Source organism: Geodermatophilus africanus, from assembly GCF_900107105.1.
Taxonomy (GTDB): domain Bacteria; phylum Actinomycetota; class Actinomycetes; order Mycobacteriales; family Geodermatophilaceae; genus Geodermatophilus; species Geodermatophilus africanus.
This window is the reverse complement of the sequence record NZ_FNOT01000039.1, coordinates 1-9,320: the sequence shown is the minus strand read 5'-3', so window position 1 is coordinate 9,320 and position 9,320 is coordinate 1. Positions and strand designations below refer to the sequence as shown.

Sequence of the window (9,320 nt, the reverse complement as noted above, 5' to 3'; positions counted from 1 at the left end):
CCGCATCACCCCCAGCGCGCGGGTGGTGGTCTTGACCGTCCGGGTCTCACTCACCCGGCGACCGCCGGGGCCCGGGATCCGCATGCAGACGGTCAGCGACTCCTTGCCAATGTCCAGCCCGGCGACCCGCTCGAACAGCACCTCCACCGCGACCACTTCCTCCCTGACGACGGTCGGTGGACGCCGTCCGGAGGGTCCTCTGCCAGGACACAGACCCACGCGCTCGCAGCAGCAATCAGAGGCACCCGAGGACCCCGCGCCATACACCTCAACGGGCTCTCCCGCGCCAGTGTGTTCCGACGTCGCCGGACGACCGGAGCATTCTCATCCCCAAAGGCGGCGATTCAAGATCGCAAACCGATACACCTCATGCACCCAGGACTGCGCAATCCGTTGCGACGAGTAGCCGACGACGGGGGTGACAGAGATGCGGTCAGCGGCAGAAGGCATGCCGCGTGGGCGTCACCAGGGCGCTTCACCCTCGCACCGGGTCGGTGCGCTTACTGGCGGGGCGTGCTGCTCCGCTCGAGGGTCCTGCCGTCCACCACGGCCGGGAGTCACGTCGCCAGCCGCGCCAGTGGCGCACCGGTTGGGGTGACGTCGGGCCGGTCGGCTCGTCACCGCTCTCGTCACCTATGTCACCCCGTTGGCTTCCCGCTCCACGGCAACTGTCCCAACGTCACCGTGGACGCTGGTGCCCTACAGGAGCAGTACGGCGGCTCCGGCTCGGGGCGCTCACGGGAGGTCGGGCGCGCCGCTCCAGCGGGCCCGCCGGCGGTAGGATCGCAGGACCGGGTCCAGCGCCCGGCCGAGGGCAGGCAGGTCCCGGTCGTAGACGTGGCCGTCGTCCAGTTGACCGGCGAGCTCGCCGAGCAACCTCGGCCAGTCCCGACGGGTCGGCTCGAGGGGTACACGGATCTCGACCCGCCGCTCGACCACCTGCACTGCCGTCCGGCCGGAGGTCGCCGCGCGGCTCTGCTCCCAGGCTCGGTGCCGGCAGGTGGCCGAGCACCTCTTCGGGATAGGGCCGCGGCTGCGCGGGGTGATGGGTCCGCCGCACCATCCGCAGGTCGTCGCGGCGCTGCGGCGTTCGGGCCCGTCCGCCGCAGGGCTGGCCTGGCCCGAACCGGGGCGTTCTTCCGGGGTGTGCTGCTGGCGTTGGCGGCGTTGTTGCTCGCGCGCCCGCCGTCGGGCCCGGTACTCGGGAGTGCCGCTGGTTCCCATGTCCCTGAGTCTGCAGGCGTTCCTCCGGTAACCCGTCACCACGAGTTCCCGAGCCCGAGATGCAAGACGTGTGATGCCTCGTGATCTTGGAGTCTCCAGTGCTGCTCGGTCTCCGGGGTGGTCTACCGCGTAGCGGGCGGCAAGCGACGCCTCGTTGCGGGCCGGCTTAGTACTGCAACGGCACTTGTGCCGGGATCGGTTGAGGGCTGGTGGCAGCGTGTGTGGATGCGCTGCGATGGCCTGGTGGCCGAGGTGCAGGACTGGGCGGCGGGCCTGGAGGAGGTGCACCGGCGGATCGCTGGTGCCTTCGCCCGAGCGGAGCCCCGCGCCCGGGTGCTGGCCTATCTGCGCGGCCTGTTGGGTCAGCTGGAACGCAAGAACGGCTGGACGCTGGCCGAGACCGCCGGCGAGGTGTCACCCGATGGCATGCAACGGCTGCTGCGCACCGCGGACTGGAACGCCGACGCGGTCCGCGACGAGCTGCGCTCCTACGTGGTGGAGCGGCTCGGCCCCGGCGGGATCCTCATCGTCGACGAGACGGGCTTCGTCAAGAAGGGCACCCGCTCGGCCGGGGTGGCCCGGCAATGCACCGGCACCACCGGCAAAATTGACAACTGCCAGGTCGGGGTCTTTCTGGCCTACGCCACGCCGGCCGGGCGGGCGCTGATCGACCGGGAGCTCTACCTCCCGCGGGCCTGGACCGACGACCGGGACCGCGCCCGCGCCGCCGGCATCGACGATGCCGTGCCGTTCGCCACCAAGCCCGAGCTGGCCCGCCGCATGCTCACCCGCGCTTTGGATGCCGGCGTGCCGGCCGACTGGCTGACCGCTGATGAGATCTACGGGCAGGACAAACGCCTGCGGGTGTGGTGTGAGCAGCGCGGACTGCCCTACGTGCTGGCCACGCGCAGCAACGACACCGTCGCCACCGTCGACTGGCGGCAGCGCCGGGTCCGCGCCCTGATCGCCGAGGTCCCGGCCGAGGCCTGGGCTCGGCGCTCGGCCGGCGCGGGCGCGCACGGCCTGCGCCTCTACGACTGGGCTCGGATCAAGCTGCTGGCCGGCTCGACCCGAGCTGGGCGCGCTGGGTGCTGGCCCGCCGCAGCATCCCGCAGCCCCCCGAAGAGACACCGGAGCTGGCCTACTACGTCTGCGCCGCCCCCCCACCGACACCACCCTCGACCAGCTCCTCACCGTGGCCGGCAGCCGCTGGCGCATCGAGGAATGCTTCCAAGCCGCCAAGAACAAGCCGGCCTGGCCTCCTACCAGGTCCGCGATTACACCGCCTGGTACCGACACATCACCTTGGCCATGCTCGCCCACGCCTATCTGAGCGCGACCCGCGCCACCGCGGAAAAGGGGGCTTGGCAGCCGGAACCGACCAGCACATCGCGCTGACCGTCCCGGAGCTCCGCCGCCTGATCAACACCCTCATCCGCACTTCGCGGCCCGACCTGGATCACGCCGCCGACTGGTCCTGGTGGCGCCGACGACGCCAGGCCCAGGCCCGCGCCGCCCACTACCGCGCCCGCGGACAGGCGCCACCGCAAGTGCCGTTGCAGTATTAGGCCTCGGGCCTCGTGGAGCCACGTACGGACGGGCGATCCCGCGGAACATGACCGCGCTGATGGCGTGACGATCACGCATGCCGAGGGAGGGTTCGAGTCTCCGCCCCCTCCTTGACGTAACGCAGCCCCGATGAGCCGGGCCAAGCAACACTGTCGGCACCGAGTGACAGCATCAACCACGTGGTCGGAACCGTGGTTGTTGATGCTCCCGCGAACGTCGGTGGTCCCGCGATTGTGCGTGCTGCGTCCGCGCTGATGCTGATGCCAGCCAACGCGTCCCGTCTCGTGAGGTTGCATCGCCTCGCGGCACTCGGCATGGCAATCGGGGACGACTCGCGCAAGCCACTGAGTTCTAGTGCTGTGCGGGCGCTACTTAAGCGCGAAGATATCGGTGGCGCCGATATTGCGCGTCAGGAGGACCCGTACTCTGAGGTCCTCATTCAAAGCATGAGCTTCTTTGGTGGCGAATATCTGGCGTCGCCTGGTTCGGGTGAGCACACCTTTGCCGATGTGGAAAACCTCGCCGACGCGGCGTTCCGTGAGAACTGGATGCCTAACGACCTTCGGGGTCCTGTGCGGCAACTCATCCAAGGCCTTCTCACGGTGAGCAACCTTGTGCTGACGCGTGCTGGCCTGACTAGGGGAACACGGCCGGTTAGGTCTCCAAGGGCACCGGTCGACGTACCGAATGCGGCGCGGCTCGAAGAATTGGCACAGGCCGCGTTCGTCAGCCTCGAGGACCTGCAAGCACACGGCGCTTGGCTGCACATCGTTGTCGATACCTTCGCGCTCGACCCCGGTGAACTTACTGAACCGTGCGACGACGACGTCATGGAGGACCGCCTCCTCGAGATGCCGTTCTTACGGTTGCAGGACGGCTATCAGGTGGCCGTTCCACTCGACCTGCTGCTAACCATCCGCCACCACCTGCTTCGTTTCGCTTATCAGGAGAGGCAACTCGAAGAACTCGGAAGGCGCTACCGCGAAGCTGCTATGCGACGGGTCGAGCGGTTGCTTCCTCGCAACGCCGAGCGAAAGGTCTTGTCGAAGGACGAGTCGATGAACAGGCATCTGTTCACTATCGATGCGGCGACCGATCTGCATGTCATCGTTGCCACCGACCCCCTCACGGATTGGACTCCGGACGAGGTGCGGGGAATGTACAACACCCAGGCGGTCCTACATCGCATCGCTCACCTGATTGAACCAGGCGAACGTTCCACGTACTCGTCGGCCGAGGCCCTGTTGCACCTAGTCATCACTGACAGTCCGGGCCGCTCTGCCTTTTGGGGTGTCCCAAACGTGGATGGTGCCGACCCGGTGCTCATGGCGCGGGCCGATGACCTGGAGGTCATGCTTCACCGGGAGCCGGACGGTGCCCTCGGGCTGTTGTACTTCGCCAAAGCCGCCAACCGCCGGCCCGGCGAATCAATGTCAACCAACATCCTCGACGAGTACAACGCGTACGAGGACAACGAGAAGTCGTTCTACTTCTCCGACGACGGTCCGCCCACCTTCGTTGTTTTCGAGGCCGGAGACGGGTTCTTTGAACGAGAGAAGTTCTTCGAGGAGACCGACCGTCACGGCGTCGAAGCGCCTGTCGAAGGCCGACCCATGGTCCAAGCCAGCCGTCGATACAAGCGGGACACACCTGAAATCTTCGTCGTCGACTCGACGGCCTCGTTCGCAGGGTATGTCGTCGAAGTCGGAACCGATGCGGTCTTCGTGAGTCCCGACCTGGATGAGGAACCGTCGCCAGATGTGGCCGTTCTACTCCTTGAAAGCGTCGCGTTCTGGGTGCGTGAATGCATGGTTCTTGGCGGGCTCACGGCTAGTCCGCGCAGGAGCCACCTGATTGTGTCGCCTGGCCCAGCAGTCGCATGGGCTCGCCACAACGCAAGCGCCGCAAGCGAGCATCCGGTCATCACGGCGCGCGGTGAAGGGACCCTGACGCTGCGGTTCACCGACCTATTCGCGATCCAACTCCAAGAAGAGTCGAACCTTGCGGAGCGGCACCTCGTGACAGCGCTAGTCACAACTCTGTTCGACGTGGACACGAGCGAAGTGGCGGGCCTCGTCGATCTGGTCGCGCCGCTTGGCTCGAAGCGGATGCTCAATGCGTTCAACGAAAACAACGCACCCGCGATGCGAGCCGAACGACTCCCGGCGCCCCTCACCGGGCACGGGCAGGTCACTGCTCAAATCTTAGACGAGCTTGGTGAATGGCTCCGCGCCCCGGACGGTGCAGGTCTCGATGTAGGGCCTCTGACTGGTGGTTACCGGGCCCGAGTGTTGAACAAGGCGGTTGGCCACCTGTTCAACCTCATGGAGGTCGACATTGCGCGCTACGACCAGCGTGCCCTGCTCGACTATCTGATTGCCCAGAACGAGGCGCTCGTACATTCCGTGGAGTACAACGCACGGATGCTTCGGTCCCGAATTGCGTGCTTCGGTACCGACGCTGAAACGACCAAAGAGCTGGTCGAGCACCGAAGCCGGAGCACGACGGCTCACCGAGCAAGTCGGTTCCTCATCGAATACGTCGCCGCCCAACCACCGCATGGTGAGCGGGTGCTGACAACGCGTGAGTACTACCAGCTCCTCGGCTTAGCGCAGGAGATTACTGAACGTGGGACAGCGTCGGACTTCCTGCACTACAACCTCGCGGGTTTCGATGTCTCCATCCTAAAATCGGGGCGTCTCGGTATGAACCGTGACGAACCAGTCGACCGCGCCATCAAGGCATATGCGGCAGCGGCCGGCGTTCGCGCGATCCGAACCGCTGTCGAGCCACCGCCGGACGGCGCCAACGCCGTATCGGGGCGGGACGTCGTGAACGAAAGCGCAGAGGCGATGCGCAGCGAATACGGGTTCACGCTGACCGACCTTCGCGAAGTGTGCGGTGGCCTGCTCGATCTCGGGATCGCAGACCAAGTCACACGCATCGCCCGGGCGGACGCGCTTAGCCACGTGGCGATCACCCGCAGCCTAGACCCGAAAGTGGTCGAAACCGTGCTGAACGCCATCACACTGACGCCGCGCGACGAGTTTATGAGCATCGGCCCCGACGCGGTCCCGTGGCGGTTCAACCGCGACATGTCATACGTGCGGAGGCCGCTCGTCCTGCAGGGCGACGACTTGGTCTTCGGCTTCCGGAGCGTCCTCAACACCGGGCCCTATTGGTACACCAGCCTCACCTCCGGGCGATTGCAAGCTAGCGCTCGGACCCAAGCAATGAAGGCGTTCGTCTCGGAAGTGCGGGGCCGCATCAACGACGCCTATGCCGCGGAGGTTGCAGCACGGTTGCGCGACATCGGCCTCACCGCCGAGCTGTCAGTAAACAAGATTGGCGGGATGCGCATCGCCAACGCGGACGGACTCGACCTCGGTGACATCGACGTCCTCGCATGGCACTCAGACACCCGCACTGTACTCGCCGTTGAAGCCAAAGACTTCGAAGTCGCGAGAACCCCTGCGGAGATGTCACATGAAGTCGTGAAGCTCTTCACCGGCAAGCGAGGGAAGAAACGGGAACGATCAACCGTGGACAAGCATCAGCGACGTATCAAATGGCTCCGAGCCAATGTCGCTAGTGTTCTGGCTCATCTTGGCCTCGACGCCGACGCAGATGACTGCACAGTCGTCGGGGTAGTTGTCACGAGTGATCCACTCGTTAGTCCTCTCGTTGAAGAGAGCCCGATCCCTGTGCTCGCTTTCGCCGACTTGGATCTGGATGTTCTAGGACTGCGACTGGCGCCCGGAGGAACTAAGACGCGTCGTCGACGGTCGGCGAGGTAGGCACGGCATGGCGTCGGCGGTGCGTCGCCGCGCCGATGCGGCTGTTCGCGCGGCAGTGCACAGGTCGCTCGGGGACCTGAGTGCTGCGGAGTCGGAGACCCTCCGGGGCCTGATCGGGCGCTTGGTCCCCACCGCGAGATGTGCAACCCGTCGCGACTGCCTTAACGCGACTCCCCGACTTGGCGTCCATCCTGCTTCTCCGTGGTGCCACTCTGGTGGCCACGGTCTCCGTTCGCGGCCGGTCGGCGGCGTCCGCCCGAGACCGCATGCGTGCCTGACCCAGGAGCAGCCCGGCAGGCTCTGCGTGTTGGTCGGCTGCGTCACTGCAGACTGGTCTGGTGGTACCGGATGACCGTTGGAAAGCCGTGATCAGCGGGGCAGCTTCTTGATTGGGAGCTCTGGGCGAGCCCAATCACTCACTCCCGCGTCCTCACTTCTGAGGGGAAGGTCGCGCTGAGCGGAGCGGTCCGTGCGATCTCTGAGTTTTTCGGTGCAGGCTGGTTGTCGCGCTTCGCCGCGGCTGATCGCCGGCGGGCCAATGCAACCGGCTTGCCACTGTTATCGACCTACTGGTGGCCGATCAACGACACCGTCCATGGGAGCCTGACCCGGTTTCCCGGACACCTGTTCTGAGGTGAGGATCGCCTCGGGGAGGAGTCCTGGATGCCTGCAGCCAAGCCGCCGGAGTTCCGCCGCAGAGCGGTGGAGCTGGCCCGCCGGCGGGAGAAGTCGATCGCCGAGATCGCCCACGACCTGGGTATCGCGGAGTCGTGCCTGCGGCGGTGGCTGAAGCAGGACGACATCGATGCCGGCCGCGCCGAGGGGCTGAGCACCGATGAGCGGGCCGAGCTGGTCCGGCTGCGCCGGGAGAACCGGGTGCAGGCGATGGAGATCGAGATCCTCAAGCGGGCGAGTGCCTACTTCGCCCGGGAGGCCTCTCCCGGCCCAAAATGATCTACCGGCTGGTCCACGAGCTCGCCGCGGACGGCATCGACGTCGCGGTGGCCTGCCGGGTGCTGCGGGTGTCGCGATCGGGCTTCTATGAGTGGCGCGGCCGCGCGCCCAGTGCCCGCCAGGTCGCCGACGACCAGCTCACCGTCACGATCACCGAGGTGCATTCCGCCTCCCGCGGCACCTACGGCGCCCCGAGGGTGCACGCGGAGCTGCGACTGGGGCTGGGACTGGCCTGCGGGCGCAAGCGGGTGGCTCGGCTGATGCGGACCGCCGGACTGGCCGGTGTCTGCGCCCGGCGCAAACATCGCCGAGCAGGCCCGGCGCCGGCCGTGCACGACGATCTGGTGCAGCGCCGCTTCGTCGCCGACGCGCCGGACCGGCTGTGGGTCACCGACATCACCGAGCACCCCACCGCCGAAGGCAAGGTCTACTGCGCCGCCGTGCTCGACGTGTTCAGCCGGGTCGTGGTGGGCTGGTCGATCGCCGACCACATGCGCTCCGAGCTGGTCGTCGACGCCCTGGAGATGGCCCGCTGGCGTCGCCGCCCAGCAGCCGGAGCGGTCGTGCATAGCGACCGCGGATCCCAGTTCCGTAGCCGCAAATTCGTCCATGCCCTCAACCGTCATCAGCTCACCGGCTCGATGGGCCGAGTCGGCGCGGCCGGCGACAACGCCGCCATGGAGAGCTTCTTCGCCCTGCTGCAGAAGAACGTGCTCGACCGCCGGCACTGGGCCACTCGACAGGAGCTGCGGATCGCGATCGTCACCTGGATCGAACGGACCTACCACCGTCGGCGCCGTCAGGACGCCCTCGGTCGACTCACGCCCATCGAGTACGAGACCATCATGCCCACACTGGCCGCTCAGGCCGCTTGACCCGACCTGTCACCTGTCCGTGCAGCAGTCCCAACCTGACCGCTTGCCCTTCCTGCAGGAAGCGATAGCCGGGCATGTCAATCACTGAGAAGTGCACCCATGCATCGCGCTCGGGGGGCAGAGCGTCCGAGGCAATGGCACCCCAACCCTTCTCCTCCTTGAAGAACTTTGCAGTCCCAACGTGGAGGTCCTCATCGCTGAGCTCGTTCGGCAGCATGCACTCATTGAGCCTTTCCCAGTAGCGGGTGGCTGGCAGGGCGGACCGGACACGCCGACGACTACGAGGTGACGGGAGGAAGCGCAGGACCCCGGTAGGAGGGACGTCCTCTCACAGATGTCCACCACCGATGTCCTGCGATGACCGATCCTGTCACCTACACCGCCGTGCTCCCGCTCTCCAAGGAGACCGTGCTGTTCGTGGCGGCCCTGCTGACCGCCGAACGGCGGCGACGAGGCACCCGATCCCGACGGCGGGTGCTGGGCTGCTACCGGCAGGCGGTGCTCATCCTGCGCTGGTTCCTCGACGGCACCCGGCTGGCCCAGCTGGCCGGCGACAACCCGCATCGGCTGGCCGATAGCCGACCGGGACCTGCACGAGGGCGTCGATGTCCTGGCCGCCGCGGCAACGGGGCTGGAGTTCTCTGCGCAGCGCCGGGCGCGACAGTCAATAGCGGGCCGCCGGAGCATCAGATGGAGCGCCTTGACCAGCGGGCAGGTCCGGGCAGGTGCGCTCATATGGAACGCCTGGGAGGAGCTGATTCCACTCGGCCATGGACAAGTTGCGGTTTACCAGTTCACATCCGATCGTCAGCCAGGAATCGAAGGACAGGTTCCACAGCCGGGCGGTCTGATCCTGGCTGGCGGTGGCCAGCAGCCGGCCGTCGGGGCTGAACGCCACGGC

At 66.7% G+C, this 9,320-nt stretch carries 5 protein-coding genes and 2 pseudogenes; 4 read left to right on the top strand and 3 right to left on the bottom strand.

Features of this window, described 5'->3' with window-relative positions; translation table 11 throughout:
* Window positions 1-735: 735 nt before the first annotated feature.
* Window positions 736-939: a hypothetical protein gene (locus BLW63_RS25735; RefSeq protein ID WP_091162480.1), complete on the bottom strand. Its 204-nt coding sequence runs from the start codon at window positions 937-939 to the stop codon at window positions 736-738.
* A gap of 510 nt (window positions 940-1,449) precedes the next feature.
* Between BLW63_RS25735 and BLW63_RS25730 the strand changes: the two genes are divergently transcribed.
* The 3 genes and pseudogenes from BLW63_RS25730 to BLW63_RS25715 all read left to right on the top strand — a co-directional run bounded on the left by BLW63_RS25730 (window position 1,450) and on the right by BLW63_RS25715 (window position 8,419).
* A complete protein-coding gene (locus BLW63_RS25730; RefSeq protein ID WP_244522815.1) occupies window positions 1,450-2,622 on the top strand; it encodes an IS701 family transposase in 1,173 nt (390 codons plus the stop codon).
* Window positions 2,623-2,972: 350 nt separating this feature from the next.
* Complete coding sequence (locus BLW63_RS25720; protein ID WP_139263843.1) at window positions 2,973-6,590, top strand: hypothetical protein; 3,618 nt, start codon at window positions 2,973-2,975, stop codon at window positions 6,588-6,590.
* Window positions 6,591-7,253: 663 nt separating this feature from the next.
* Window positions 7,254-8,419 (top strand): annotated as a pseudogene (locus BLW63_RS25715) (IS3 family transposase).
* Here the strand turns inward: BLW63_RS25715 and BLW63_RS25710 are convergent.
* The gene (locus tag BLW63_RS25710; protein WP_091162473.1) at window positions 8,388-8,636 is read right to left on the bottom strand and encodes a cold-shock protein; all 249 of its coding nucleotides are present in this window, start codon (window positions 8,634-8,636) and stop codon (window positions 8,388-8,390) included. The pseudogene BLW63_RS25715 and the gene BLW63_RS25710 overlap by 32 nt on opposite strands.
* A 140-nt stretch (window positions 8,637-8,776) precedes the next feature.
* Here BLW63_RS25710 and BLW63_RS25705 point away from each other — a divergent pair.
* Window positions 8,777-9,053, top strand: a pseudogene (locus tag BLW63_RS25705) (IS5/IS1182 family transposase); the annotation flags it as partial.
* 30 nt (window positions 9,054-9,083) lie between these two features.
* Here BLW63_RS25705 and BLW63_RS27180 read toward each other — a convergent pair.
* Window positions 9,084-9,320, bottom strand: a 237-nt coding sequence (locus BLW63_RS27180) for a hypothetical protein (RefSeq protein ID WP_170856989.1), incomplete at its 5' end; no start/stop codon positions are given.

Excerpts from the sequence above, each read along its gene's own strand:
- BLW63_RS25730 (WP_244522815.1), top strand. The coding sequence starts at position 1,450 with ATGCGCTGCGATGGCCTGGTGGCCGAGGTGCAGGACTGGGCGGCGGGC.
- BLW63_RS25710 (WP_091162473.1), bottom strand. The coding sequence starts at position 8,636 with ATGCTGCCGAACGAGCTCAGCGATGAGGACCTCCACGTTGGGACTGCA.